The sequence below is a fragment of the Pseudidiomarina sp. CB1 genome (assembly GCF_024752025.1).
Classification (GTDB): domain Bacteria; phylum Pseudomonadota; class Gammaproteobacteria; order Enterobacterales; family Alteromonadaceae; genus Pseudidiomarina.
Map to the genome: position 1 here is coordinate 1,063,068 of NZ_JANTPU010000001.1, position 23,338 is coordinate 1,086,405.

26 protein-coding genes and 3 tRNA genes are annotated in these 23,338 nt (G+C 50.0%); 18 read left to right on the forward strand and 11 right to left on the reverse strand.

Features of this window, described 5'->3' with window-relative positions:
* Positions 1 to 33: 33 nt before the first annotated feature.
* The 3 genes from NV375_RS05185 to NV375_RS05195 all read right to left on the reverse strand — a co-directional run bounded on the left by NV375_RS05185 (position 34) and on the right by NV375_RS05195 (position 2,934).
* A complete protein-coding gene (locus tag NV375_RS05185) occupies positions 34 to 360 on the reverse strand; it encodes a BolA family transcriptional regulator (protein ID WP_258807212.1) in 327 nt (108 codons plus the stop codon).
* 4 nt (positions 361 to 364) lie between these two features.
* Positions 365 to 853, reverse strand: a complete 489-nt coding sequence (locus tag NV375_RS05190; protein WP_258807213.1) for a hypothetical protein — start codon at positions 851 to 853, stop codon at positions 365 to 367.
* A 194-nt stretch (positions 854 to 1,047) separates the two neighbouring features.
* Positions 1,048 to 2,934 carry a sodium:proton antiporter gene (locus NV375_RS05195; RefSeq protein ID WP_258807214.1) on the reverse strand — a complete coding sequence of 629 codons (1,887 nt, stop codon included), beginning with the start codon at positions 2,932 to 2,934 and terminating at the stop codon, positions 1,048 to 1,050.
* Between the two features lie 177 nt (positions 2,935 to 3,111).
* On the opposite strand from NV375_RS05195, the gene NV375_RS05200 reads away from it, so the two are divergent.
* Genes NV375_RS05200 through NV375_RS05210 form a run of 3 tightly spaced genes read left to right on the forward strand, consistent with a single transcriptional unit; the run spans position 3,112 to position 6,903 of the window.
* The gene (locus tag NV375_RS05200; RefSeq protein WP_258807215.1) at positions 3,112 to 4,140 is read left to right on the forward strand and encodes a Fe(3+) ABC transporter substrate-binding protein; all 1,029 of its coding nucleotides are present in this window, start codon (positions 3,112 to 3,114) and stop codon (positions 4,138 to 4,140) included.
* Entirely contained in the window at positions 4,140 to 5,807 is a 1,668-nt protein-coding gene (locus tag NV375_RS05205) for an iron ABC transporter permease (RefSeq protein ID WP_258807216.1), read from the forward strand. Before NV375_RS05200 ends, NV375_RS05205 begins: the two co-directional genes overlap by 1 nt.
* Complete coding sequence (locus NV375_RS05210; RefSeq protein ID WP_258807951.1) at positions 5,794 to 6,903, forward strand: ABC transporter ATP-binding protein; 1,110 nt, start codon at positions 5,794 to 5,796, stop codon at positions 6,901 to 6,903. Before NV375_RS05205 ends, NV375_RS05210 begins: the two co-directional genes overlap by 14 nt.
* On the opposite strand, the gene NV375_RS05215 is transcribed toward NV375_RS05210, so the two are convergent.
* Complete coding sequence (locus NV375_RS05215; RefSeq protein ID WP_258807217.1) at positions 6,880 to 7,848, reverse strand: CorA family divalent cation transporter; 969 nt, start codon at positions 7,846 to 7,848, stop codon at positions 6,880 to 6,882. The two genes, NV375_RS05210 and NV375_RS05215, sit on opposite strands and share 24 nt — an antisense overlap.
* Before the next feature lie 91 nt (positions 7,849 to 7,939).
* On the opposite strand from NV375_RS05215, the gene NV375_RS05220 reads away from it, so the two are divergent.
* The 6 genes from NV375_RS05220 (at position 7,940) to NV375_RS05245 (ending at position 11,647) form a co-directional block, all read left to right on the forward strand.
* On the forward strand, positions 7,940 to 8,905 hold the full coding sequence (locus NV375_RS05220) for a calcium/sodium antiporter (protein ID WP_258807218.1): 966 nt from the start codon (positions 7,940 to 7,942) through the stop codon (positions 8,903 to 8,905).
* A complete protein-coding gene (locus tag NV375_RS05225; RefSeq protein ID WP_258807219.1) occupies positions 8,906 to 9,340 on the forward strand; it encodes a DUF3429 domain-containing protein in 435 nt (144 codons plus the stop codon).
* Positions 9,341 to 9,422: 82 nt separating this feature from the next.
* On the forward strand, positions 9,423 to 9,647 hold the full coding sequence (locus NV375_RS05230; protein WP_258807220.1) for a bacterioferritin-associated ferredoxin: 225 nt from the start codon (positions 9,423 to 9,425) through the stop codon (positions 9,645 to 9,647).
* Positions 9,648 to 9,682: 35 nt separating this feature from the next.
* Entirely contained in the window at positions 9,683 to 10,159 is a 477-nt protein-coding gene (bfr, locus tag NV375_RS05235; protein ID WP_126771154.1) for a bacterioferritin, read from the forward strand.
* A 1-nt stretch (position 10,160) separates the two neighbouring features.
* Positions 10,161 to 10,631 (forward strand): bacterioferritin, encoded by a 471-nt coding sequence (bfr, locus tag NV375_RS05240; protein ID WP_126771156.1) that lies wholly within the window; start codon positions 10,161 to 10,163, stop codon positions 10,629 to 10,631.
* The gene (locus NV375_RS05245) at positions 10,628 to 11,647 is read left to right on the forward strand and encodes a mechanosensitive ion channel family protein (RefSeq protein WP_258807221.1); all 1,020 of its coding nucleotides are present in this window, start codon (positions 10,628 to 10,630) and stop codon (positions 11,645 to 11,647) included. The genes bfr (NV375_RS05240) and NV375_RS05245 overlap by 4 nt, the downstream gene beginning before the upstream one ends.
* Here NV375_RS05245 and NV375_RS05250 read toward each other — a convergent pair.
* Positions 11,644 to 13,524, reverse strand: coding sequence for an acetate--CoA ligase (locus NV375_RS05250; protein ID WP_258807222.1), 1,881 nt, complete (start codon positions 13,522 to 13,524; stop codon positions 11,644 to 11,646). The genes NV375_RS05245 and NV375_RS05250 overlap by 4 nt on opposite strands.
* 247 nt (positions 13,525 to 13,771) lie before the next feature.
* Here NV375_RS05250 and NV375_RS05255 point away from each other — a divergent pair.
* The 9 genes from NV375_RS05255 to NV375_RS05290 all read left to right on the forward strand — a co-directional run bounded on the left by NV375_RS05255 (position 13,772) and on the right by NV375_RS05290 (position 19,159).
* Positions 13,772 to 13,859 (forward strand) — tRNA-Ser (locus tag NV375_RS05255).
* Positions 13,860 to 14,002: 143 nt separating this feature from the next.
* Positions 14,003 to 14,326, forward strand: a complete 324-nt coding sequence (locus tag NV375_RS05260) for a c-type cytochrome (protein WP_258807223.1) — start codon at positions 14,003 to 14,005, stop codon at positions 14,324 to 14,326.
* A gap of 104 nt (positions 14,327 to 14,430) precedes the next feature.
* The gene (gene ggt, locus NV375_RS05265; RefSeq protein ID WP_258807224.1) at positions 14,431 to 16,134 is read left to right on the forward strand and encodes a gamma-glutamyltransferase; all 1,704 of its coding nucleotides are present in this window, start codon (positions 14,431 to 14,433) and stop codon (positions 16,132 to 16,134) included.
* 45 nt (positions 16,135 to 16,179) lie between these two features.
* Complete coding sequence (locus NV375_RS05270) at positions 16,180 to 16,569, forward strand: MBL fold metallo-hydrolase (protein ID WP_258807225.1); 390 nt, start codon at positions 16,180 to 16,182, stop codon at positions 16,567 to 16,569.
* A 5-nt stretch (positions 16,570 to 16,574) separates the two neighbouring features.
* A complete protein-coding gene (locus NV375_RS12635) occupies positions 16,575 to 16,826 on the forward strand; it encodes a hypothetical protein (protein ID WP_405035617.1) in 252 nt (83 codons plus the stop codon).
* 75 nt (positions 16,827 to 16,901) lie between these two features.
* Entirely contained in the window at positions 16,902 to 17,297 is a 396-nt protein-coding gene (locus NV375_RS05275; RefSeq protein ID WP_258807226.1) for a hypothetical protein, read from the forward strand.
* Positions 17,294 to 17,494 carry a helix-turn-helix transcriptional regulator gene (locus NV375_RS05280; protein WP_258807227.1) on the forward strand — a complete coding sequence of 67 codons (201 nt, stop codon included), beginning with the start codon at positions 17,294 to 17,296 and terminating at the stop codon, positions 17,492 to 17,494. Before NV375_RS05275 ends, NV375_RS05280 begins: the two co-directional genes overlap by 4 nt.
* Positions 17,495 to 17,564: 70 nt before the next feature.
* On the forward strand, positions 17,565 to 18,341 hold the full coding sequence (locus tag NV375_RS05285; protein ID WP_258807228.1) for a ZIP family metal transporter: 777 nt from the start codon (positions 17,565 to 17,567) through the stop codon (positions 18,339 to 18,341).
* Entirely contained in the window at positions 18,338 to 19,159 is an 822-nt protein-coding gene (locus NV375_RS05290; RefSeq protein ID WP_258807229.1) for an NAD(P)H-binding protein, read from the forward strand. The genes NV375_RS05285 and NV375_RS05290 overlap by 4 nt, the downstream gene beginning before the upstream one ends.
* An 8-nt stretch (positions 19,160 to 19,167) precedes the next feature.
* Here the strand turns inward: NV375_RS05290 and nadA are convergent, their stop codons facing one another.
* From nadA to tolB, 6 genes are all read right to left on the reverse strand, one after another.
* Positions 19,168 to 20,217, reverse strand: a complete 1,050-nt coding sequence (gene nadA / locus NV375_RS05295) for a quinolinate synthase NadA (protein WP_258807230.1) — start codon at positions 20,215 to 20,217, stop codon at positions 19,168 to 19,170.
* A 70-nt stretch (positions 20,218 to 20,287) separates the two neighbouring features.
* Positions 20,288 to 20,363, reverse strand: a tRNA-Lys gene (locus tag NV375_RS05300).
* Between the two features lie 29 nt (positions 20,364 to 20,392).
* Positions 20,393 to 20,468: transfer RNA gene (locus NV375_RS05305), tRNA-Lys, on the reverse strand.
* A gap of 137 nt (positions 20,469 to 20,605) precedes the next feature.
* Positions 20,606 to 21,346, reverse strand: a complete 741-nt coding sequence (gene ybgF / locus NV375_RS05310) for a tol-pal system protein YbgF (RefSeq protein WP_258807231.1) — start codon at positions 21,344 to 21,346, stop codon at positions 20,606 to 20,608.
* 35 nt (positions 21,347 to 21,381) lie between these two features.
* Positions 21,382 to 21,918, reverse strand: a complete 537-nt coding sequence (gene pal, locus NV375_RS05315) for a peptidoglycan-associated lipoprotein Pal (RefSeq protein ID WP_258807232.1) — start codon at positions 21,916 to 21,918, stop codon at positions 21,382 to 21,384.
* 58 nt (positions 21,919 to 21,976) lie between these two features.
* The gene (gene tolB, locus NV375_RS05320; protein WP_405035618.1) at positions 21,977 to 23,332 is read right to left on the reverse strand and encodes a Tol-Pal system beta propeller repeat protein TolB; all 1,356 of its coding nucleotides are present in this window, start codon (positions 23,330 to 23,332) and stop codon (positions 21,977 to 21,979) included.
* Positions 23,333 to 23,338: the final 6 nt, after the last annotated feature.

Sequence of the window (23,338 nt, forward strand, 5' to 3'; positions counted from 1 at the left end):
GTGTAACCGACCACCGTCGGAAAACACATCTGATTAGTTGCTGCCACCACGGCAAGCAGGCGACGCTGGGACTTCGTTAAGTTGTTGCCATTCGTCGGGACTGTAGGTGTGCAAAGCCAGCGCATGAATCGGCCCAGCTAATAGCTCTGCTAGCGCTTTATTGACCAATCGGTGGCGCTGTAATAAACGCTTACCGGTAAACGCTTCACTCACCACGACTAATTTAAAATGAGAGTCATCGGTTGGCGTACCATGGCGGTCACTTTCGTTAATCACCTCAAGATGTTGCAGCGGCATGGCATTACCTAATGCTGCCGTAATTGCTGTTGCGGTGGGGTGTTGCGTCGTCGTATCAGCCATTTAATTAGTCCTCCTGCGAACTATCTAAAGCACTATAGCAGATCGCGTCATCACGCCCCAGACGAGCGAGAGCGTCGGTCAACGATGGTGGCGGAGCATCGGCAGGTGCAGCGAGTCGATACGATTGTGAGCTTACCGTGCCCCACTCTTGCCACAACAAAATGGCATGATCTTGATAGATCGCTGCCAGTTGTTGGAGACCTAACCTACGCCGTTCTGGTAACGCTGAAGCCTCTCGCACAAGGCGCCAGCGATTTAAATCTTCCGCGTCGGCGAGTAAAGCATCGTTCATTTTATTGCGGCAAAAGCTAAGCTGCAACGTGCCGGCACTCAGTTGCCAATCGCGATTAGGTAAGTCTTGTAGGTTAACTTCAGCAACCACATCAAGCGCAGCAGCTCCTTCGGCAACCGGTGGCGGCGAGCAAGCCGAAAGCGCCAAGCTCGACGTGACGAAAGCTAGTAATGAAAAACCTCGAAACGAAGCATAGTACACGGTGATACCCTTACGACTTAATAAGCGTTAGCGCATCATACCTAAGATTAATGAGGGGATAAACTCAGAGGTTCAAGACGAACATCCCTGTTCCGACGAAATGGTGTCGATCCTTAACTCCATTTCTAGATCCTGAGTCACACCTTAGCCAGCTCGATGCGCAAAATCAACCTTTGCGCAACACTTTTTACACTTTATTTACCACTGTCATCCGCTGATTTGTCTTTTACTTGTTGTTCTTTTTGTTCTTTTTCTTCTTTCTCACGACTCTGCTTAACGGCCTGTTGTTCAGAAATTTCATCGGCTGTGATAAGCGCGACAATTTGCCAACCCGGCTTAGGTTCGAAAGTATGATCGGTGGTAAAAACATGGAACACCTTGCGTTCGTCAATGGCAAACATCGGAATCGCACGATTGCCATACCGTTCTTGATAGTCGGTAAAGCTGAAGCTTTCAGTAATCGTAGTGGTCTTCATTTGCGCACCTTGGAACGTCAGACTCGCAAGTTTCGAGAACGTCACTCCCTTACCAAACAGCTTTAAGCGCTCACGATAACTTTCGGAGAGTTGGTTGCGCGCCGGGGCATCGTGTTCTGTACTCGGTAACCCATAGATTTTCTCTGAGGCAAACCAATCCATGTAGTGCAATGCGACCACTGGGTTCAACTGCTTGTACGGAGATAAGATCAAAACCTTACCAATGCCGGTCATATCCATGTTGTTTTCAGCATGCTCAGAGGTTGGATTACCGAAATACACCGGCAAGTTCTCCATGCGGGCGGTTTTAATGTTTTCCCAGTTGGTGTCAGCCAGCAACACCGGCAAATCGTGCTCACGTAATGCTTTTGCTATCGCGCGAGCGGTCGCATTTGCCCCAAAGATGAGAAAGCCATGCGCTGGTGGTTCACGTAACTTCAAAGCGTGTGCCAGCGGCTTTGCTGTTAGACTTTGCAGTACAACGGTACTAAGAATGACCAAAAACACCAACGGCACTAATAATTCTGCGTCCGTCCAACCGGCTTGTTGCAATTTCAAAGCAAACAATGCCGATACTGCGGCGGCCACGATACCGCGTGGCGCAATCCATGACAGCAATAGCTTTTCTCGCACATTGAGTTGCGTGCCAATCGCTGACAGCCAAACACTCAGCGGGCGTACCGCAAAAATAATAATCGCCAACAAAATCACTGCCGGCACGCCGAGCTGACTAAAGGCTTCGGTATTCAAACGCGCGGCAAGAATAATAAACAGTCCTGAAATGAGCAGCACGCTAAGCGTTTCTTTAAACTCCAAGATGTCATCGAGGTTTAGATGACGCATATTTGCCATAACCATACCCATGACGGTGACTGTTAAAAGTCCAGACTCGTGCTGTAAGGCGTTGGATAAAGCAAAGACCCCAAGCACTGCGGCTAATGTCGCAACATTCTTGAGGTAATGTGGGAACCACCCTTTGTGCAAGGCGATGCCGAGGAGTTTGCCTGCGGCGTAACCTAAGGCGAAGCCAATACCGATAGTGATGCCAAAGGCTTGGAAAGCATGCAACAGGCCTGCACCCTGACTCGCAATGATAAACTCGTAGACCAAAACCGCCAGCAATGCGCCGACGGGATCAATGATGATACCTTCCCAACGCAAAATGTTGGCAATATTCGACTTGGGCCGCACCGAACGTAACATCGGCATAATCACGGTGGGGCCTGTCACCACCACCAAAGCACCAAAAAGCGCGGCGAGCTCCCAACCAAAATCCATCAGCAAGTACGCGACAATTGAGATGGCGACCCAGGTGATCAGCATGCCAATGCTTACTAAGTGAGTCACCATTCGCCCATGACCACGGATTTCTTCCATCTTCAGGGTCAAGCTTCCCTCAAAAAGGATAATGGCAACGGATAACGACACCAGCGGGAATAAAATATCGCCAAAAACGGCATCGGGTTGCAGCCAACCAAGACCAGGACCAACCACCATCCCGACAATCAACAACGGAAGAATTGCAGGAATCTTGAGCCGCCAAGCTGACCATTGACAGAGAATCGATAGAACGCCGATGAGGGCAAGAGCTGACATATTTGACATATAACGTGTTACTCCCTGTACAAAGCAGTTTACGGCGAGCCGGAGAAAAAGTTGATCTGGCTCAAGAAAGATCACTTCTCTTCTTGTTGATAATCATTCGCATTTGCGTACAATACAGTCATTGACAGTCAAATGCTCGTCCCTTTTGGGTCTGACTTACTACGAGGTTCTCAAGTTATGAGATTAGCTAACATGAAAAAATTCGTGTCACTCAGTGCTATCACTTTAGCATTAACGGCAAGTGTTGCCCACGCAGCAACAGTAAACGTGTATTCTGCGCGAAAAGAAGCACTTATCAAACCCGTTTTAGAGCAATTTACCGAAAAAACCGGAATTGAAGTACGTTTATTGACCGGCGGCGGTGATGCACTCCTCGCACGATTACGTAACGAAGGCGAAAACAGCCCTGCAGACCTCTTTCTTACCGTTGATGCTGGCAATCTGCATCGCGCGGCCGAAGCTGGCATTTTCCAACCGATCACTGACACTGAAGTGCTCAATAAGGTGCCCGCCAACTTGCATGGCGCTGACAAGCTGTGGATCGGTTTAAGTTTGCGCGCCCGTCCTTTGTTCTACGCCAAAGACCGCGTCGACCCCAGTGTCCTGAGTGGTTATGAAGACCTTGCCGCAGAACGCTGGGACAACAACGTTTGTATCCGTTCGTCCGACAATATCTACAACCAATCACTCACCGCCGCCTTAATTGAGCACTGGGGTGCGGAAAAAACCGAAGCTTGGGCTGAGGGCTTGGTCGGTAATCTAGCCAAACCTCCAGTAGGTGGCGATCGTGACCAAATCAAAGCGGTCGCGGCCGGGGTTTGCGATATTGCAGTAGCAAACACTTACTATTTAGGCCTCATGGAGGCTTCAAACGATGCGGACGAACGCGAGGCCGCAAGCAAAGTCGCGATTTTCTGGCCTAATCAAGATAGCTTTGGTACCCACGTCAACGTTTCAGGAATTGGCCTCACGAAGCATGCGAAGAACACGCAAGAAGCACAGCGATTGATTGCGTTTTTACTCTCTGAAGAGGCACAGCGTTGGTACGCTGCAACCAACAATGAGTACCCTGCGGTAAGCGGCGTCGAATGGAGCGAACGTTTACAAGCATGGGGCGAATTCAAAATGGATTCTATCGAGATGCGCTACCTTGGCGAAAATAACGCTGCTGCGGTTAAACTTATGAACCGAGCTGGCTGGCGTTAATGCAGGCACGCGGGCGGCAATTCTCCCTCGTAGCTTCAGCGTTAGTGTTGGGGCTACCGCTATTTGTGATCGTTTTCGCCCTCTTGCAACTGCTGTTTGGGGGCGATTTCGACACCCTTGGTCACCTCTGGGAAACAGTTATTCCGGAGTACGTACGGCACTCCTTGTGGCTCATGCTCGGGGTTGCGGTAGGTGTCATCACGCTCGGCGTAAGTACGGCGTGGCTGACCACCAGCTGCCGCTTCCCTGGACAAAAAATACTCAGCTGGGCGCTACTGTTACCGCTGGCGATGCCAGCATACATCACCGCCTACACGTATACGGGCATGTTCGATTACAGCGGTCCCGTGCAAGACACCTTGCGGACAACTTTTGGTTGGGGCTACGGCGACTATTGGTTCCCACAAATTCGTAGTCTCGGTGGAGCTATCGTGGTGCTGAGTTTAGTACTCTTCCCCTATGTTTACTTAATCACCCGTGCAACCTTTTTGCAGCAGTCCGCTACCACCTTAGAGGCCGGTCGTAGTTTGGGATTAACGCCGTGGCAATGTTTCCTGCGGATTGCCTTGCCCTTAGCACGACCCGCAATTGTTACCGGAACGACATTGGCGCTAATGGAAACGCTCGCCGACTACGGTACCGTACAGTATTTTGGGGTAACCACTTTCACCACCGGCATTTTCCGCACCTGGTATGGACTTGGCGACTTGACCGGTGCATTGCAACTGGCGGGTTTACTTTTGGCGGCGGTCATCAGCCTCATTCTGTTGGAGCGTTGGTCACGCAAACAAGCGCGCTACGATCAACGTAACCCGCGCCCGGCCCCCCCTTTCGAGTTGCGTGGTAGAAAGGCTTGGCTCGCCAGTATCGCTTGCTGGCTACCATTAGTGTTTGGCTTTATTTTACCGGCAATGCAACTGGGGGCATGGTCACTCGAGCGTTGGCAAGTATGGACCACGGGTGACTTCTGGCAGTTAACCTGGAATAGCTTCGCCCTCGCCTTTATGGCGGCGATTTTGGTAGTCATGATTGCCCTGTGGTTGGCCTATGGCCGTCGCCAGTTGCCAACCCGCGTCGTACGCACCAGCGTTGCCTTTGCCGGGTTAGGTTATGCCATTCCTGGCTTAGTCATCGCTGTAGGCTTATTGGTATTGCTCACATCCATTGACAACGTCATTATCGCGGCTAGCGAACGTTGGTTCGACTACAACCCTGGTTTGCTGCTGTCGGGTACCTTATTTGCATTACTTTTCGCCTATGCGGTGCGTTTTTTAAGCGTCGCTATACAAACCGTGCAAGCCGGTCTCGCCGAAATTCGGCCTAGCATGGACGAAGCCGCTCGAATTCACGGTTACAAGCCCTTACAAGTGCTGCGGCTCATACATCTACCGTTATTACGACCGAGCGTGCTGACCGCGATTATATTGGTTGGCGTCGACGTTTTGAAAGAGTTACCGGCAACCCTAGTATTGCGTCCGTTTGACTTCAATACGCTCGCCGTGCGCGCCTACGAAATGGCCGGTGACGAACGTTTGGCTGATGCCGGCCCGCCCGCTTTGATGATGGTAATGGTGGGTTTGATCCCGGTTATTCTGCTGTCGCGAGCTATGCTAAAATCGCAACAAAATGCCCTGAAGGAGCAAGACTTTGTCCCTGTTACAGCTTGATCATTTACATGTTCACCTTGGTCAAAATGCGATTGTTCGTGGCGTATCCGTGCAACTCGCGGCAGGCGAAATCGGTTGTTTACTTGGCCCTAGCGGTTGCGGAAAGACGACGCTGTTGCGAGCCATTGCAGGCTTTCAACAAGTAGCTGCGGGCAGCATTAGTCTCGCTGAAAAAACCGTCTCTGCACCGGCTTACACCCAAGCACCAGAACAACGGGGCATTGGAATGGTTTTTCAGGATTTTGCCTTGTTCCCCCACTTAACGGTCGAAGCGAACATCAGCTTTGGCATGCGCCACGCCAGTGCCAAAGAAAAGCTCCAGCGGGTGGATGAACTGCTTAACCGAATTGGCTTGCCCGGCTACCAGAAACGCTATCCTCATGAACTATCTGGGGGACAGCAACAGCGTATCGCATTAGCTCGTGCACTCGCGCCCAAGCCGCGTTTACTGTTGCTTGACGAGCCGTTCTCAAGTCTCGATGCCGAATTGCGTGAGCGGCTTGCGGTCGAGGTCCGTGAGTTGCTCAAGAAAGAGCAAATTACCGCATTGTTGGTGACCCATGATCAGCAGGAAGCCTTTGCCATGGCTGATAAAGCTGGCGTCATGTATCAAGGCGAGTTGCTACAGTGGGACACACCCTACCAACTTTACCATCAGCCGCGTCACCAAATGGTTGCGGACTTTATTGGCCATGGGGTTTTACTGCAAGGTACGGTGAATTCAAGCGGTTCAATGGCGTCGCCCTTGGGTATGCTCGAACATCCAAGCTTGGCCAATGTTGCAGGCGGCACGCCTGTGAGTTTTTTGGTGCGTCCTGACGACTTGGTCCCCGACCCAGAGTCTCGTTTGCGTGGAACGATTAAAGCTCGTGGCTTTCGTGGCGCACACAATCTTTATAGTGTCGAATTAGTGAGTGGCGTTGAGGTGTTAACCCTAAGTGCTTCACATGAACAATTAGAAGTGGGCGCAGAGATTGGCTTGCGCCCAGACTTCGACCACCTCGTGGTGTTCGCCGCAGATCATTGCGAACTCCCTGGCTTTCACAGCCAAGCGCCGGCGTTCCACCCAGTGTTACCAAAAACGCAAACGGCGTAGTAGCAGAAATTCAACGACAGCGATCACGCCTAAAGCCCCACAAAAGATCCAAAAGGCATTGCTGTCTTCAACGCCGGGCATGCCACCGATGTTGATGCCAAAGACCCCAGTAAGAAAACTAATCGGTAAGAAAACACCCGCAACCATCGATAACCAGTAGGTATTACGGTTCATTTTCTCTGCAACTTCTTGCTGCAGATGCTCGCGCAGCATCCATACCTGTTCGAGCAACATCTCAAGCGATTCTAATTCGCGTTGAATCGCATCCCGCTCATTGACTAACCATTGTACATTGTCTGGCTCCAGCCACTTATGCGCATCGACCCCTAACCTTTCGAGAGCCGTGAGCTGCGGACGTACGAACCGTACCAGTCGTAACATACGCCGATGCAGTGCCGTGAGTTGGCGTTGCCGTTCCGCAGTAGTGCCACGGTCGTCATCTTCCAGCAGTTCCATCTCGTCTTCAATGACGTCGAGCAATTCTTCGAGGCGATTGTTCATCTCTTCGATCAGCATGACTAAAAAGTCGTTTAACGATTCAGGCCCTTCTTGTCGCTGCAAGCGCTCACGTAGCAGGGCCACCGAGCGAATAGGACGTTTTCGAAAGCTGTAAATTGCGCCTTTATAGTAAAGAATACGCAGGCTTAGCATATCTTCGGGGCGCTCGCCTTCAGCTAAATTGACCCCCCGTAATATCAACAAAAAGCCGTCGTTGTTGCGCTCAAATCGAGGTCGAGTATCTTCTTCCAGCACTGCGTCAATGAGTGGTGCCGGTATTCCTGACGCCAGTAGCCACTTCTCGATACCTGGCAAGTCACGTTGAATATGGAACCAACGCTGGGGCGCACCCTGCAAGTCCTGGGTAATCGGTTGCGCCGGGTGCGTGGAAAAATCCCAGCTATCAATCATAAATTCGGGGCGCTGAGCTAATTTTTCAGTTGCCATGCAAATTCCTCACTTGTGCTTACTGCAACATTTTCTGCTTTAAGGTTACAATAGCAGGCAATTAAATGAACCTCATTAAAAAGGATCTGCAATGTTACTTGCTGTAGTCGCAGTAGTTTTTGGTCTTGCATTATTGGTTTGGAGTGCTGATCGCTTCGTCGACGGCGCCGCAGCAACGGCTACACACCTCGGTATGCCACCTCTATTGATTGGTATGGTGATTATCGGTTTTGGTACCTCAGCGCCAGAAATGGTCGTTTCTGCGCTGGCGTCGCTACAAGGCAATCCCGGCCTCGCACTCGGAAACGCATTCGGTTCCAACATTACCAACATCGCATTAGTACTCGGGATTACCGCAGTGCTTGCACCTATTGCCGTAAGCAGCCAAGTCTTGAAACGCGAGATGCCAATCTTGATTGCCATCACGCTACTCATGGCGATTCCATTGTATGATCTCACCATCACCGCAACCGAAGCCTGGATGATTTTGGCGATCTTTGCAGCTTACATGGGCTGGAGCATTTACCAAGGTATGCGCGGTAAAGACGACGTGCTTGCTGGTGAATTTGATCAGGAACTCAAACAACACAAAATGCCGCTTGGCAAAGCCATTGTCTGGCTGGTGATTGGCCTGATACTTCTGGTTATCAGTTCACGTGTTTTGGTATGGGGTGCGGTCGATATTGCTGTCGCATTAGGCGTTAGTGATCTCGTGATCGGCTTGACCGTCGTCGCTATCGGCACCTCGCTGCCTGAATTAGCCTCTGCAATTGCGGCAGTCCGCAAGAATGAGCACGACCTCGCCTTTGGCAACGTCATCGGTTCTAACATGTTCAATATATTAGCCGTCGTCGGGATTGCCGGAGCAATCCAGCCCATCACCCTAGAGCCACTCGCATTGAGCCGCGATTGGGTTGCGATGACTGTGCTTACGCTGTTGTTGGCGATTTTCAGCTTCCGCATTAATCGCCCGACGCGACTGAACCGAATCCACGGTATCGTACTCATACTTTGTTATACTGCTTACACGATCTACTTACTTAAAACGGGCTTCTAAATGATCGACGATAAGGCAATTTCTACCGCACAACGACTTGGTTACGCTGGTTTAATACCTTTTTTAGCCTTTACGCTGGGCGGTCTGCTGGATATCTATGCAGACCATGCGGTACGCCTTTTCGTTATCTACAGCGCTGTAATCTTGAGCTTCTTGGGCGGCGTTCACTGGGGCATCGCCATGCAAAGCGAGGGCAGCCCTACCCGCGCTTTCAAATGGAGTATGCTACCGAGCATTATCGGTATCGTGCTCTTTTTTGCCGGGGTTTGGGTATCGCCTTTAACCATGTTAACGGTTCTCGCCTTTACCCACTTGTTCTGGCTAAATTTTGAAAAGCGCCATCTAAGCGAACAACTTTGGTATCTAGAGCTTCGCAACCGCCTCACCTTCACCGTTGTCGCTCTGCACGTGATCTTGATCATTATTTCGTTGTAAAGCTGACGCAAAAACAAACAGCACTGTTGCGAATCATTCGTATTTGTATTAGTATTTAGGCCAAGTACTCAACGAGGTCTTTATGTACGTTTGTCTTTGCAAAGGTGTCACCGATAAAACCATTCAACGTGCGGTGCACGATGAAGGTGTCAGCAGTATGCGCGAACTGCGCCAGCAATATGGCGTTGCATCGCAGTGTGGCTGCTGCAAAAGCTGTGCTAAAGAAGTGCTTACCGATGCCGTCAAAGAACGAAATAAGCGCTTTTTGGACGAAACCTTGTTGCCAACGGACGTGTGCTACACTTAAGCTAGGTTTTAAATCACCTAGGTTAGGAGTAGTTCATGCAAGGCGAACCCAAAGTTCTTCAAGAACTTAATCGAATTCTTACTCGTAAGTTAACCGCCATTAACCAGTATTTTTTACATGCGCGCATGTACAAAAACTGGGGCTTTGAAGCACTGAATCACACCATTTATAAAGCTTCTATCGAAGAAATGAAGCACGCTGATGACATCATCGAGCGCCTGCTCTTTTTGGGCGGCATTCCCAACTTACAAGATCTTAGTAAGCTCTTTATTGGTGAAGACCCGCGCGAAATGCTGCAGCTGGATCACAAAATCCAGCTCGCCGACGTCGAGGCCATTCGTGACGCCATTGCGCAGTGTGAAAAGCAGCAAGATTACGTTAGTCGTGACATGCTCGCTGAGATTCTGGAACAGCAAGAAGAGCATTTAGACTGGCTCGAAACCCAGCTCGACTTGATCACGCACTTGGGGGCTAACACCTATCTGCAAACCAAACTGCATAAGGAGTCTTAAAATGACTTTAGACAGCGCAGCTGTGGTGAAGCAGCTCAACCGTTTACTCGCATTTGAATTAACCTCAATCGATCAGTACACGGCACACTCACGCCGCTACGAAGATATGGGCTTAGACAAATTGTATGAGCGCATCAACCATGAAGTGGATGATGAGCGCGGCCACGCGGATTTGTTGATCCGCCGGATGCTATTTCTCGGTGGCCGTCCAGATATGGATGCCCGTGAAAAGCATACCATCGCAGACGATGTGCCGACCATGTTAGCCAATGATCTTGAGCTCGAACGCAACAATGCGAAAACGCTTCGCGAAGTTATCGATTTTTGCGAACAAGCAGGTGATTTTGTCACCCGTGACATGTTGGTGGGTATTCTTCGCGATACTGAAGAAGATCATGCCTATTGGCTGCGGCAGCAACTGGAATTGATTGACCGTTTAGGACTAGAGCTTTATCTACAGGCACAAATGTGAGTAAAACTCCTACAGAACAAGCCACGGACACCATCGATACGGTGGTGTCTACCGTTTCGGGTGCATTTCATTGGCTCGAAAAAGAGCTTTTTAGCGTTGGTGAAACCGCCATCACCTATGGTTCGGTATTTCGCTTTATAGCGATTTTATTCGCTACCTATATTGTTTCAGTGCTCATCCAAAAGGCACTTCAACGCTATGGTGACATGCGCAGTAGCTTTTCACGGTCATCACTCTACGCACTCAAGCGAATCACCCACTACATTATTTTACTGGTGGGCTTTTTAATTGCTGTTGCTTCCATCGGAATTGATTTAACCAAGTTTGCGATCTTTGCCAGTGCCTTGGGTATTGGCGTAGGTTTTGGCTTACAAAACCTGATCAGCAACTTTAGTGCCGGTATTATTTTACTCTTTGATAAGACGCTAAAGGTGGGCGACTTTGTCGAACTGGAATCAGGCGTCACCGGTGAAGTGAATGAGATCAATATTCGCAGCACCATTATCACCACCAACGACAACATTGATATTGTCGTTCCTAACTCTGAATTTGTCGCCGGACGCGTTACCAATTGGACCATGCGCGATACTTATCGACGCATCAAGGTTCCCTTTGGTGTTGCATACGGTACCGACAAAGAACTCGTCAAAAAAGCTGTACTGGAAGCTGCAGATAAAGTACCGCACACCTTGAGTGACACCTCGCATAGGCCACCTCAAGTGTGGTTAGTGGAGTTTGGTGAAAGTAGCCTGAACTTCGAACTCGTGGTATGGCTTAAGCCCGAAGCTGTCAATCGCCCTGGTGCAGTGCAAGCGGCGTTCTTGTGGGAAATTCACACGGCTCTGATTGAAAACAATATCGAGATTCCCTTTCCTCAGCGTGACTTGCATATTAAAAGCTGGCAAGCCGATGATGCCGTACGTTTGGCCAAGGGCGCGGCGCAAAAAAAAGCCCCTGAGCCGGAGCCAGAGGCGAAAGAACAACCGTCCCATAACGACGCGGCGGATGAGATCTAACGCCCAAATTGCTGCTTAAGCTCGTCGACGCAACTCGGGTCATCAATGGTCGATGGAATACTCACGTTAGTATCACCATCGGCCAGCTGTCGCAGTAAGCGCCGCAAAATTTTTCCTGAACGCGTTTTGGGCAAGCGCGGTACAACATGAATTTGCCGCAAGCAGGCCACTGCACCGATCTCATTACGTACCCGCTGTACCAAGCGTGCACTCAGTTCCTGCGGTGCAATATCAACACCATCTTTAACAATCACTAAGCCGACCGGAATTTGGCCTTTCAATTCATCGCTTACGCCAATTACCGCGCATTCAGCCACCGCAGCATCCATGGCCAGAACTTCTTCCATTTCACCGGTCGATAAGCGGTGACCCGCAACATTGATCACATCGTCAGTCCGGCCCATGATAAAAACATAACCGTCATCGTCTTTGTAACCACCGTCACCACTGCTGTAATAGCCCTTAAATTCGCGCAAGTAACCCGCCGAAAAACGCTCAGAGTTGCGCCAAATAGTGGTCAGGCAGCCTGGTGGTAAGGGTAGCTTAATCGCCACAGCGCCCTGCTCGTTGGCTTCAACTTCGTTGCCGTCTGGTGCAAGAATACGAATATCGTACCCCGGAACCGGAAGCGTTGACGAGCCTGGTTTCACTGGATGTTCAGCAATCCCTACAGGGTTCGCACAAATCGGCCAGCCTGATTCTGTTTGCCACCAATGGTCATAGACAGGTTTGCCGGTCACAGCTTGTGTCCATTCTAAGGTTGGCGGGTCCAGACGTTCGCCGGCCATGTAAATACGTTCAAGCTTAGTGAGATTGTATGGCTTCAGTTGTCTGGCCTCAGGGTCTTCTTTTTTAATCGCCCGAAACGCTGTGGGGGCCGAAAACAGTACATTCACGGCGTACTCAGCACACACCCGCCAAAAAGCGCCGGCATCTGGGGTGCGCACCGGCTTGCCCTCGTAGAGAACGGTTGTCGCGCCAGCTAATAAAGGCCCATACACAATGTACGAATGACCCACCACCCAGCCAACATCTGAGGCCGTGAACATAACCTGTCCAGGCTTTATTCCATAAACCACGCTCATCGAATAACGCAAGGCTGTGGCATAACCGCCAGTATCACGCACCACGCCCTTCGGTTTACCCGTCGTGCCCGAAGTGTAGAGAATATAAAGTGGGTCGGTGCTCTTCATCACTGCACATTCCGCCGGAGTGGCTTTCGCCAACGCCTGCTGCCAATTCACATCGCGTGGTGACTGCAGTTCTGCTTCACACATTTCCCGTTGCCACACCACCACGTGTTGCGGCTTTACCTCAGCCAGCTCAATCGCCTTATCCACAAATGGCTTGTAAGGTAGCACCTTATCGACTTCAACACCACAAGATGCCGTGATCACAAGCTTCGGCTCAGCATCATCAATCCGCACCGCCAGTTCATGCGGCGCAAAGCCACCAAATACCACGGAATGAACCGCGCCTAATCGTGCGCACGCCAGCATAGCAATCGCCGCTTGCGGGATCATCGGCATATAGATGACCACCCGATCGCCCTTCTTCACATGATACTTTTTCAGCAACCCAGCAAACTGTGCGACCTGATCTCGTAGCTCGCGATAACTATAGCGCTCCTTGGTTTGCGTCACCGGCGAGTCATAAATCAGTGCTGTTTGTTCACCACGACCGTTATCAACGTGATAGTCGAGCGCACAAAACGCCATATTCAAATCGCCATCCACAAACCAATCCGCCGTACCATCTGGCCGCAGTTGCATGATCTCGCTAGGCTCCCTAAACCAGTGCAAACGCCGTGCTTGATGCAACCAAAACCGCTGCGGCTGTTGCAACGATGATTCGTATTCGTGGGGATAATTGTTCATGGCTGAAGTCCTTTGTCATACTGCAATGGCTTAACTTTAGCGCAGTATGAGATTCTGCCTATTCGACTTGGGTCGTATGAGCCGTTATTTGGGTAGCCCGTGGTTCTACCACGGGGTAAGCCTGAAGCTTCAACTATTGGCAGTGAATTCAAAAATCCCCGTGGTAGAACCACGGGCTACGAACAGCTAATAACAAACAGCACTCTTGTTTTTGGGCCTTTGATGGCCTATCATTGCGGCCGCTTTTGGAGAGGTGTCCGAGTGGCTGAAGGAGCACGCCTGGAAAGTGTGTATACGGCAACGTATCGAGGGTTCGAATCCCTCTCTCTCCGCCAAATACTAAAGAACCGCCCCTGTGGCGGTTTTTTGGTAGTTGAGCTGCCGTACAATCCAATCACCCCATATTCCCGTATCTATTGTACTCATCCTTATTTTCGTTATGATGAATCTGACGGTTTTTTCAGCAAGGAGTTGTTCTATGTTTCAGAAAATGATTGGTGGTGCTTTCGTTTTAGCTGCTGTGCTCGTCGCGGGTCAGGCCCAAGCGAATGAAGAGGCCGAAAAGTTAGCACAAAACAATGCTTGTACAGCATGCCACGGTATTGATAACAAGATTGTTGGTCCAGCCTATAAAGATGTAGCAGCTAAATACGCTGATGATTCAGACGCATTAGCCAAAGTCAAAAACAGCATTAAAAATGGCGGTAAAGGTAAATGGGGTGAAATTCCAATGCCTGCGCAGCCACAGTTGAGCGATGAACAGATCACGCTGCTGGCCGAGTGGATTTTAGGGCTTAAATAATCACACAGGTTACCTACCGAGTAGGATACGACATTGGTCGTGTCCTACTCCATTTCCTCCTTAGCCTCGTTATAGTGATCCGCATAACTCATTAGGAGGCGACGATGAAAACCAAATTACTTTCTTTTTCTTTAGCGGCCGGTCTAGCACTTGCCAGCGGCATCTGCGCTGCGGCAGACCGAATCACTGGGCACCATTTTGCTACGCGCTCAGAAGCGATGGCACCCAATGCCATGGCCGCCACAAGCCAACCGTTAGCGACGCAAGTGGCACTGGATATTATGCAACAAGGCGGCAACGCCATTGATGCAGCAATTGCGGCCAATGCTGTGCTTGGGCTCGTTGAGCCCACGGGTAACGGTATCGGCGGTGATTTATTCGCTATTGTTTGGGACGCCGAAACTGAACAGCTTTATGGCCTGAACGCCTCTGGCCGTTCACCGCAGAGCTTAACTCTTGAGTACTTCAAAGAGAACGGCTACACCTCAATTCCACCGCGTGGCGTGCTTCCACTTTCAGTACCAGGCACCGTTGATGGTTGGTTCGAGTTACACGAGAAATTTGGTCAATTGCCAATGGAAAAGGTCCTCGCGCCAGCCATCGAATACGCGCGTCAGGGCTTTCCGGTCACTGAGGTTATTGCCTATTACTTCAAACGCAATGCCGAAGTACTGCAAGAGCAACCGGGCTTTGCCGAAGTGTTTATGAAAGACGGGCAACCACCCCAGAAAGGTGAACGTTTCACCAACCCTGACCTCGCCAACACTTTAGCGACCATCGCTAAGCAAGGCCGCGATGTGTTCTACAAAGGCGATATCGCAAAAACCATCAGTGACTTTGTTGCCGAGCATGATGGTTTTCTTGCGTACGACGATTTAGCCGAGCACTCCTCGACTTGGGTTGAACCTGTATCGACGAATTATCGTGGCTATGACCTGTGGGAATTACCACCGAATACTCAGGGCATTGCGGCACAACAAATTCTGAATATTCTCGAGAACTTCGACCTTGCCAGTATGGGTTTTGACAGTGCCGACTACATTCATCACTTTGTCGAAGCCAAGAAACTCGCCTTTGAAGATCGCGCCAAATACTATGCCGACCCAGCGTTTAGCAAAGCTCCAGTCGAAGGTTTGCTCGATAAGGGCTACGCCAAAGAACGCGCTCAGCTCATCAACCCTAACAAAGCCGCCAACGCAGTCGAAACCGGCAATCCGCCAACCGAAGGCGATACCATATATCTGACCACCGCCGACCAAGCTGGCAACATGGTGTCGTTGATTCAAAGTAACTACCGCGGTATGGGCTCGGGCGTAACGCCTACTGGACTTGGCTTTGTGCTGCAAAATCGTGGCGAACTGTTTGCTCTTGAAGAAGGTCATGCGAATGTTTTCGCACCGGGTAAGCGTCCATTCCATACCATTATCCCGGCCTTCGTTACGAAAGACGGAAAGCCGATGATGAGCTACGGCGTGATGGGTGGCGCTACGCAACCGCAAATGCATGCGCAAATCCTCATCAATATGATTGATTTTGGTATGAACCTGCAAGAGGCTGGCGATGCACCACGTATTCTACATTCGGGCTCAAGCCAGCCAACGGGTGAACAGATGACAGACGGCGGCGTCGTGAGCTTAGAGAATGGCTTCTCGGCCAATACTCGGCGTGAACTCATCAAGATGGGCCATACGCTGCAAGAAGCCGTCGGCCCTTACGGTGGCTACCAAGCTATCTGGAAAAATCATGAAGAAAGTGTCTATTATGGCGCTTCCGAGAGTCGCAAAGACGGTCACGCGGCAGGTTTCTAATCCAATAGACAGACGAACCACGTAGTCATCACAAAGGAGGTGTTTGTGCGCTGGTTGATCTTATTCGTAGTTGTCATTGGCATTGTGGTCGGGGTGAGCTCCTGTAGTTCCCCTGGCCGTTTTGCCGATCGGAATCCCTACGTTACTCCCAAAGACACCAATGCCATCGATTTTTTTATGATGCGGTGGTTTGGCGACGACCCCTGGGCCGATCAAATGCAAGAGTACAACAATGATCCGAGCCTCGTGCCGCAAACCCGCATCGACCTTGGTGCACTACTGCAACCCAGCACCAAGCCGCAACTGACTTGGCTCGGACATGCAACCTTCTTATTGCAGTACCAAGGCCTCACTATTCTTACCGACCCTATTTTGAGTGGGCGGGCATCGCCGGTCAGCTTGGCAAACGCTTTCCGCATATTGACGATGCACTGATCCCCATCGGTGCCTACCTCCCCCGTTGGTTCATGAAGCCACAGCACGTTAACCCTCAAAAGGCATTGCTAATCCATAAGGATCTCGCTGCGACACGCTCATACGCGACGCATTGGGGAACGTATCAACCTGCCGCCGAGAGCTTGAAGCAAACACGTGAAGACTTAACCTCTGCTAAACGGTGCGCAGCGAAGGACAAGGATGAACAACTCAAAGCTCTAGCTATTGGCGAAACAAAGACAATTATACGAGACTAAAAGTAAATATAACTTGACTCTAATGATTTATTGCGCAACTCTATGTAAAACACACTTTACTTTCGGAGAAAACTTATGGGTTGCAACACAACAAAAAAACACACGCTAAATTTAGCGCTTTGGACCGCTGCTTGGCTCATTTCGACAGCAGCTGCAACAGCCGTCGCCACCGCCTATGCTGAAGAGCACTACGGACTAAAACTTGGATTAGTTATAGTCAATTTAGTGATCGGTGGCGTTATGATTGAAATGAATCGACGCCATATTATGAGCCTTGATGAGTTACAGCAGAAAATCCACTTACAAGCGATGGGCATCACGTTAGGCGTTACCGTGATTGTTGGGCTTGCTTACAGCATCGCAGATATTGGTAACCTTTATGCAGCTGACGCTGAATTCTCGTATTTACTTATCTTAATGAGTCTTAGCTACTTGTTTTCGATCATCATCGGGACACGGAGATACCAATGAGAAATCGGCTCAAAGTACTCCGCGCCGAACGGGATTGGACGCAGGCTGATCTAGCCGATGCGGTTGATGTGTCACGCCAAACAATAAACGCCATCGAAAAAGGCAAGTTTGATCCGAGTTTGCCCCTCGCCTTCAAATTCTCGCGGCTATTCGGACTGGCGATAGAAGATATTTTCTTCGATGACGTCGATCGCTAAAACAGCGTGCACTTTTTCAGACACCTAAGGTAAGCTGTAACTTACACGTTGGTAAAATGAAGAGGTTGGCATGGATTTGGTTTTAACGGCCTTGATAGCAAGCACTTTAACAGGAAGCTTAACCGCCGTAGGTGCCTTTCCGGTATTAGTGGGGCGTAAACCATCAGAGTCCTTTAATGACACCCTGCTCGGCTTTGCGGCTGGGGTTATGCTGGCCGCTTCATTCTTCTCTCTTATTGTGCCTTCGATTGAGATCTCGACCGAACTTTATGGCGAAGGCCCTACGCCGGCATTAATCGCTGTATTTGGCATTCTGTTAGGTGCGGCAGCCATTGCAGTTATGGATCGACTATTACCGCACGAACACTTCATTTCCGGCCCTGAGGGCCGTTCATCAGAAAAAATTGCCGGGGTATGGCTGTTCGTTTTTGCCATCGCCATTCATAATTTCCCTGAGGGGCTTGCCGTCGGCGTTGCCTACGGTAGCGGCGAAAGTGATGCCGCGTTCTCATTGGCGTTGGGGATTGGTCTACAAAATCTACCCGAAGGTTTAGCTGTAGCGGTAGGTTTAGTTGCCGTGGGGTATAGTCACCTAAAAAGCTTCGTGGTCGCGGCACTTACCGGCCTTATCGAACCTATCGGCGGCCTCGTAGGCGGTGTTTTTGTAAACATTTCACAAGTTTTACTGCCGTGGGGGCTGGTTTTCGCAGCAGGTGCTATGCTCTTTGTAATCAGTCACGAGATTATTCCCGAAACCCACCGACGTGGTCACCACCAACGCGCTACTACAGGCTTAATGGTTGGCTTAGTGGTGATGTTATTCCTTGATGTGTGGTTAGCAGCATGACAACAATTGCTTTTTTAGGTTATGGCGATATCGCCGAACGCACCAGCTCGCTGTTACAGTTTGCTGGATTTACGCAAATGCGTGGTATGTGTCGTCATCCCGACAATAAGAACAATCCCGCCCATATAGAGCTACTCGCTGGCGATGCGAGTAACGCTGCTGACGTCGAGCGTTTGATTGATGCTGATGTCGATGTTGTGGTTATTACCTTAACGCCAAACCGAAAGTCGGAAGATCCGTATTTCGACGGCTATGTGCTACCCTGTCGGCTGTTGCAGCATCAATTACAAAGCCAGGGATTAAGACCCCGTATTATCTATATTTCGAGCACGGGTGTTTATGATCAGCGTAATGGCGAGTGGGTTGATGAGCGTACACCGGCAGAGCCAAGTGATCACCACGGTCAGATGTTACTTCAAGCCGAACAGACCATCGCCACCGCAACCGACCAAGTAAGCATTTTGCGTTGTTCAGGGATTTATGGGCCAAACCGCACGCGGCTTGCTGAGATGCTCATTTCGGGCGAAGCGGTCATTACACCAGCATGGACGAATCGAATTCACGCCGACGATGTCGCGGGCTTTATCGCGTTTTTGATTCAGCATCCCGATAAACAGCAACCCATGTTCCTCGTATCGGATGATGAGCCGTTACCGCAAGAGGATGCTTATGGTCGCTTAGCTGAGCGCTTGGGAGTCGATTTGAGCACCTTTCCACGCAGTGATGATATTGGTCGTCGAGGGAGTAAGCGAATTAGTAACCGCTTACTGCGGGCAAGCGGTTACCAATTGCAACATCCGACCTATACGCCGCGCTGATCGGGCGCTTAGGTCTTTTTGAAGTTCAACATACGCTGTAATGGCCGCATCGCCTGCTCAGCGAGTGTCGGGTCGACATGAATCTCATGCGTCGCACCACCATGCTCTAATGCTTCCGCAATGGCTACAAGGCCATTCATTGCCATCCACGGACAATGGGCGCAGCTACGACAGGTAGCTCCTGCGCCAGCGGTCGGTGCTTCAATGAAATGCTTGCCTGGTGACAGCTGCTGCATCTTGTAAAAAATACCGCGGTCGGTCGCTACAATAAAGGTATCGTTCGGGAGCTCTTGGCTGGCTTTGATCAACTGCGAGGTCGAACCCACCGCATCGGCCATTTCTACCACATGAGCTGGCGACTCTGGGTGCACCAAAATGGCCGCTTCTGGATAAACTTTCTTCAGATCTTCTAAGGCCTTGGTCTTGAATTCATCATGCACTACACAAGCACCCTGCCACATGATCATGTCGGCACCGGTCTGCTTCTGAATGTAGTTACCTAAATGTTTGTCGGGGCCCCAAAGAATGGTCTCTCCTTCGGCATCAAGGTGATCAACAATATCCAAAGCAATGCTCGAAGTCACAACCCAATCTGCGCGCGCTTTTACTGCAGCTGAGGTATTCGCATATACCACAACTGTACGCTCAGGATGTGCGTCACAGAACGCCGAAAATTCTTCGATTGGGCAACCGATATCAAGTGAACAGGTAGCTTCTAACGTTGGCATCAGAACGGTTTTATGAGGCGTGAGGATTTTCGCTGTCTCACCCATAAATTTAACGCCAGCGACAATCAAAGTATCGGCGTCATGATTAGCACCAAATCGCGCCATCTCGAGTGAATCCGCAACGCAGCCACCCGTCTCTTCGGCCAATGCCTGAATTTCAGGATCGGTATAATAGTGTGCTACTAGCACCGCATTCTTGTCTTTTAGCAACTGCTTGATGCGCGCAATATAAGCCGCTTTATCAGTGTCGCTTAAGGGTTTTGGTTTGGCCGGAAACGCATAGTCGAGTTGATCGATAACGCGTGCCTGGATCTCTTCTGTGATACTCATGCTGCTACTTCACCACATGCAAAAAAGGTTCGGGTAGTATACTGCAAAAAGGGACTTGGGTAAAAAATCGTGGTGGGTCGTGCAGGATTCGAACCTGCGACCAATTGATTAAAAGTCAACTGCTCTACCAACTGAGCTAACGACCCACGACAGAAGAAGGGGATGATGAGAAGATTGGTGGGTCGTGCAGGATTCGAACCTGCGACCAATTGATTAAAAGTCAACTGCTCTACCAACTGAGCTAACGACCCAATCTCATCTGTTGCTGCTTATCAGCGGCAACGGCGGCATAGTTTACTTAAAATGCCGCGCGTTGCAACTGCAATTTGCAGATATACGGTGCGTTTGCTCAATTAGCGAACACTTCGCGTAAAAAACCACAGGCTTTTTACAAATTTGCTAAGCGTTTCTCAGCTAATCCGGCCGGCGTACTGTTTGGGTACTCGCTAATAACCTTCTCAAAATAGCTACGTGCAAGCTGACTTTCACCTTGTTGTTGAGCAACGATACCCAACTTCAAAATACTGTCACCACGTTTATTGCTATCTGGGAATTGTTCCACCACAGCGGTGAATTCCTGCTTTGCTTCATCAAATTGACCTTCCGCATACAATAACTGACCAAGCCAGTAATGTGCATTGGGAACATAAGTCGAATTTGGGAATTGCTGAATAAACTTACGGAACTCAGGAATCGCGGCATCGTAGCGACGATCTTCCATGACTAAGCGAATCGCTTTGTCATAGGCATCGTTTTCGCCTAAGTTGCTTGAGTATTCAACTCCGCCGGAAGCATTCGACGACGGTTGAGCAACCGTAGATGGCTCAGGGTTCACCGGTGTCGCTGCTAAACGACGATCGATTTCCTGATAAATTTCACGTTGCCGCTGCAAAATCTGCTCAAGCTGATAGGCATGCTCTTCGGTTTTGCCGCGCAAATCAGCGACTTCATCCTGTAAACTTGCCATTTGATCCAGCAGCGCCATTTGCGCAGCGTTACGTGCATCCATCACCCGTTCTAGTTGCTCTAAGCGTTCTTCGACACTGCCACTACCTAACTTAGACACCGGTGCCTGTGCGAACACGACACCGGGGACAACAAAGGCTAGCACTAGACATAATTTTTGCATTGGCTTAACCGTATATTGCTTCATTTAAATGGTGCTTAGTAAACCAGTACACCGCGACGATTTTTTGCGTACGCCGACTGAGTAGAAGCATTTACCAATGGTTTTTCTTCACCGTAAGACACGGTTTCCATTTGGTTTGAGCTTACACCCAGGTTTTGCAGGTACTGTGCTACTGCCTTCGCACGACGCTCACCGAGAGCGATGTTGTATTCTGGCGTACCGCGCTCATCTGCGTGGCCTTCGATGGTGACCGTGACATTCGGGTTTTGCACTAAGAAGTCAGCGTGCTCAGAGAGCATCTGGCCGTATTCAGAGCTTACACGTGAATCATCAAACGCAAAGTAAACAATGTTTTCTTGGCGCAAAGTTTCCATCTGTTCAGCACGGATTTCTTCAGGAGTCTTAGCGCGCTCCGCAGCATCCAGCTCAACACCAGAACCTTGTTGGTCTTGTTGTTGCTGATTGGTTTGTTGATTTGCTGCGTCATCGGCACCTTGGCTTGAGCTACAGGCAGCCAAAGTCAACATAGGTACGGCGATTAGCAGGCTTTTTAGTAACTGGTTTGCGTTCATGTCCGCGATCCTTAGTTCTCTGTTTAATTAATATTTTTAGGGTTCGTTCTGTATAAAACTAGCGTAAATATGGCGACCACGAAGGCGACTTAACTTCACCTTCACGGGCTGGCAAACGCGCCTTAAAACGACCGTCTACCGAAACCAACGCCAACACCTGTTGGTTGTTATGAGTGGTACTGTAAATCACCATACTGCCATTTGGCGCTAAACTTGGTGATTCATCCAACGACGTTTGCGTTAGAATTTGCAGGTTACCACTCGGATAATCTTGCTTAGCAATATGATAGTTGCCTTGCGTACGATTTACCATGACCACTTGTTGGCCATCAGGCGTGTAGGTACCGCCGAGGTTTTGTTCACCCTCGAAAGTAAGTCTACGCACCTGACCTGAATCTAAATTTACGCTATATAACTGCGGTCTGCCACCCCTTTCTGAGGTGAATACGAGGGATTTTCCGTCAGGCGACCAATTCGGTTCTGTATCGATAGCGTGATGCCGCGTTACTCGGTTCAGCTGCTTGCTTGCAACATCCATTGTATAGAGCTCAGGATTGCCATCTTTCGATAACACCATCGCCAGCGTGCGCCCATCCGGAGACCAAACTGGACTGCTATTAATCCCCGAAAATGATGTCATCTTTTCACGCCGGGTAGTGTAGATGTCTTGGACAAAGATTTCTGGGCGCTTGTTTTCAAAACTCACGTAGGCAAGCTTGTTACCGTCCGGCGACCACGATGGTGACATTAGCGGCTCAGGACTACGTAGCAACACCTTTTCGTTATAGCCGTCATAATCAGCCACCACCAGTTCATAAGGCTTTTCGCGGTTGTGGTTGACCGTGACGTAGGCGATGCGCGTCATGAATGCGCCAGGATCGCCTGTCATCGTTTCATAAAAAACATCTGAGATTCGGTGCGCGTACTGACGGAACTGATCACCGTTGATCACGCTGCGACGCGCATCAAGAATATGATCATTTGAACTTACCAGTTCACCGCCACGCAACACACGTGAGCCACTGGTAATTTGCCCGCGCAATACGTCAATAATTTGAAAAGCGACGGTGTAGCGATCCACTGCATACGGTTCGATGGTTCCCACCAAAACGGCTTCCACGCCTAGACTCGCCCAACTCGGGTAGTCAATTTCTTCCTCTGAGCTTGGCATTTGCGGCATCGCATTGGTCGGTATCGGGTTAAATTTACCGCTACGCATTAAATCTGCTGCAATGACTTGCGTCAGCCCCTCAGGCGCGGGGCCGTCACCTAACCACCGAAACGGTACGACTGCGATCGGACGTGCACTATCGATACCGTCAGTGATAACGATTTCAAGTGAGGCCTTGGCCGGACGATACATTAAGCTCACCACAATTGCGGTGACTAAAACAAATGCTAGCTTTTTCATCATACTCAT

What these genes read in the sequence shown, in the direction of transcription:
- NV375_RS05185 (WP_258807212.1), bottom strand. Translation starts at nt 360, where the DNA reads ATGGCTGATACGACGACGCAACACCCCACCGCAACAGCAATTACGGCA.
- NV375_RS05195 (WP_258807214.1), bottom strand. Translation starts at nt 2,934, where the DNA reads ATGTCAAATATGTCAGCTCTTGCCCTCATCGGCGTTCTATCGATTCTC.
- NV375_RS05200 (WP_258807215.1), top strand. Translation starts at nt 3,112, where the DNA reads ATGAGATTAGCTAACATGAAAAAATTCGTGTCACTCAGTGCTATCACT.
- NV375_RS05205 (WP_258807216.1), top strand. Translation starts at nt 4,140, where the DNA reads ATGCAGGCACGCGGGCGGCAATTCTCCCTCGTAGCTTCAGCGTTAGTG.
- NV375_RS05215 (WP_258807217.1), bottom strand. Translation starts at nt 7,848, where the DNA reads ATGGCAACTGAAAAATTAGCTCAGCGCCCCGAATTTATGATTGATAGC.
- NV375_RS05220 (WP_258807218.1), top strand. Translation starts at nt 7,940, where the DNA reads ATGTTACTTGCTGTAGTCGCAGTAGTTTTTGGTCTTGCATTATTGGTT.
- NV375_RS05225 (WP_258807219.1), top strand. Translation starts at nt 8,906, where the DNA reads ATGATCGACGATAAGGCAATTTCTACCGCACAACGACTTGGTTACGCT.
- NV375_RS05230 (WP_258807220.1), top strand. Translation starts at nt 9,423, where the DNA reads ATGTACGTTTGTCTTTGCAAAGGTGTCACCGATAAAACCATTCAACGT.
- bfr (WP_126771154.1), top strand. Translation starts at nt 9,683, where the DNA reads ATGCAAGGCGAACCCAAAGTTCTTCAAGAACTTAATCGAATTCTTACT.
- bfr (WP_126771156.1), top strand. Translation starts at nt 10,161, where the DNA reads ATGACTTTAGACAGCGCAGCTGTGGTGAAGCAGCTCAACCGTTTACTC.
- NV375_RS05250 (WP_258807222.1), bottom strand. Translation starts at nt 13,524, where the DNA reads ATGAACAATTATCCCCACGAATACGAATCATCGTTGCAACAGCCGCAG.
- NV375_RS05260 (WP_258807223.1), top strand. Translation starts at nt 14,003, where the DNA reads ATGTTTCAGAAAATGATTGGTGGTGCTTTCGTTTTAGCTGCTGTGCTC.
- ggt (WP_258807224.1), top strand. Translation starts at nt 14,431, where the DNA reads ATGAAAACCAAATTACTTTCTTTTTCTTTAGCGGCCGGTCTAGCACTT.
- NV375_RS05275 (WP_258807226.1), top strand. Translation starts at nt 16,902, where the DNA reads ATGGGTTGCAACACAACAAAAAAACACACGCTAAATTTAGCGCTTTGG.
- NV375_RS05280 (WP_258807227.1), top strand. Translation starts at nt 17,294, where the DNA reads ATGAGAAATCGGCTCAAAGTACTCCGCGCCGAACGGGATTGGACGCAG.
- NV375_RS05285 (WP_258807228.1), top strand. Translation starts at nt 17,565, where the DNA reads ATGGATTTGGTTTTAACGGCCTTGATAGCAAGCACTTTAACAGGAAGC.
- NV375_RS05290 (WP_258807229.1), top strand. Translation starts at nt 18,338, where the DNA reads ATGACAACAATTGCTTTTTTAGGTTATGGCGATATCGCCGAACGCACC.
- nadA (WP_258807230.1), bottom strand. Translation starts at nt 20,217, where the DNA reads ATGAGTATCACAGAAGAGATCCAGGCACGCGTTATCGATCAACTCGAC.
- ybgF (WP_258807231.1), bottom strand. Translation starts at nt 21,346, where the DNA reads ATGCAAAAATTATGTCTAGTGCTAGCCTTTGTTGTCCCCGGTGTCGTG.
- pal (WP_258807232.1), bottom strand. Translation starts at nt 21,918, where the DNA reads ATGAACGCAAACCAGTTACTAAAAAGCCTGCTAATCGCCGTACCTATG.
- tolB (WP_405035618.1), bottom strand. Translation starts at nt 23,332, where the DNA reads ATGATGAAAAAGCTAGCATTTGTTTTAGTCACCGCAATTGTGGTGAGC.